Origin of the sequence: Halomonas sp. 3F2F (assembly GCF_014897805.1) — a bacterium.
In the GTDB taxonomy this organism is placed as follows: Bacteria; Pseudomonadota; Gammaproteobacteria; order Pseudomonadales; family Halomonadaceae; genus Vreelandella.
In genome coordinates, this window is the sequence record NZ_JABUZE010000025.1 from 1 (window position 1) to 1,650 (window position 1,650).

A 1,650-nucleotide genomic window follows, 5' to 3' on the forward strand; every position below is an offset into this window, starting at 1 on the left:
TGGGCACGCCCACGGCTGTTCGAGTAGGTGAACACCACCTCGTCCGCATCGCCGTATAGCGGCCAGAACCAGCCGGATTTCATCTTGCCTTTTTGTGGGCCCGCCCGACCTTGGTGACCGGCCTTGATGGGCGTTTCATCCATGGCCAGTACCCGGCTGCGCAGCACGTTGTCGGTCTGCGCATCCACAATCGGCCGAAGCAGGTCGATGGCGCGCTTGACCAGATGGGTCAGGGTGCTGCGACTGACGGTGACACCGGCCTGCTGGATGCGCTGATGTTGGCGATACAACGGCAGGTGGAACTGGAACTTATCCACCAACAGCCCGGCTAGCAGGCTGACATCGGCTAGGCTGTTGTCCAGTACGTTGAACGGCGCCCTCGTCGTCACCGGCTTCCCGGTTCCTTTGCGTCGGAACACCGGGCGCTCGCACTTGAGCACCACATAACTGGCGGCCCGCTGGGCCAGGCGGTAGGTGATCTTGGTGCCGATGATGTCATACTGATCGGCATCAGGACCGGTCAGCTCCGGCGGTAGATGCTCGATGACTTCTACGGGCACATCCGCGGTGAAGCGCAGGCCGGTGTCGTTCAGGCAGTCGTCGTCCCGCTGTTTCTTGGCGGTACCGCGTTGATAAGCCCGAACCGGACGTGGTTCATCGTCGGCAGGCTTCTTCGGTAACGGGGCATCCTCTGACGGGAACAGGCAGTCCTGTTCCGGAATATCATAAACCAGCTTCTCGGATTTGGGGCCGAACAGCTGTTTCTTGAACCAGTCCAGTTGATGCGTCAGCTGACGAATGGCCTCCGCCTGGGCACCCAACTGCTCCCGCAACACGGCATTCTCCTCGGCTAGAGCCGAGGAGGAAGGCGCGTTAGAAGAAGGAGTGAAGGCCGTTGAATTCATGGCCAATATTATACCGGAAGCTGACCGTCTATACCCCTCGAAAACGCTTGAACTGGCGGTATTTTTGCACTTCGATGCCATCGATCAGCAGTTGCAGATCCGTCAGGGTAAGGGCTCGCTGACCGGAGGCGGACAACGGCACCCGGAACTGCCCCTGCTCCAGGCGTTTGGCCCACAGGCAATAACCGGTGGCGGTAAAATACAGCATCTTCATCTGGGTCTTGCGGCGATTGACGAAGACGAAATACTGACCGCTGAGTGGATCGTGTTGGAGCTGATTCCGGACCAGGGCACTCAAACCCCGGAACGATTTGCGCATGTCGGTGGGCTCGGTGCACAGCCAGATGCGCGCCTGGCTATCGAGCCCGATCATCCGTTCTGGCTCAGCCGTAGTTCCACGCCGTTGCCGAGGCTAAGCACAATGTTCCAGCCTGGGCCGGAGGATGGAGAGTTGCCCATCAACGACGAGAGATCCAGAAAACCGGCTTCACCGGGACCTGGCGACTCATCAGTCGACGGGTCGGACAGGCGTTTGCGCCAGTTACAGAAGCTGGCGTAACCGATCTTCTCCTGTTTACAAAACTGCGGTGCTGACAAGCCGCTGGCGCGCTGCTGATCAACCAGGGCTTGCCACTGTTCTGGGGTGCGGTGCTTTCTCATGGGGATAACCTCGTGCTGGAAACTGTGAGGTTACTGTAGGGAGAAATTTACCGGAGTGGCAGAACGCCTTGGAATGAACGCTTAC

The 1,650-nt window shown here is 59.2% G+C and carries 3 protein-coding genes; all 3 read right to left on the bottom strand.

Translation table 11 applies throughout. The features are described 5' to 3' along the window. The coding region (locus INT21_RS02375) for an IS66 family transposase (RefSeq protein WP_319022182.1) at positions 1-836 on the bottom strand (836 nt) is incomplete at its 3' end. A 97-nt stretch (positions 837-933) separates the two neighbouring features. Further along, positions 934-1,278 (bottom strand): IS66 family insertion sequence element accessory protein TnpB, encoded by a 345-nt coding sequence (tnpB, locus tag INT21_RS02380; RefSeq protein WP_085918257.1) that lies wholly within the window; start codon positions 1,276-1,278, stop codon positions 934-936. After that, positions 1,275-1,565 (bottom strand): IS66 family insertion sequence element accessory protein TnpA, encoded by a 291-nt coding sequence (tnpA, locus tag INT21_RS02385; RefSeq protein ID WP_193084807.1) that lies wholly within the window; start codon positions 1,563-1,565, stop codon positions 1,275-1,277. The genes tnpB and tnpA overlap by 4 nt, the downstream gene beginning before the upstream one ends. Positions 1,566-1,650 lie beyond the last annotated feature (85 nt).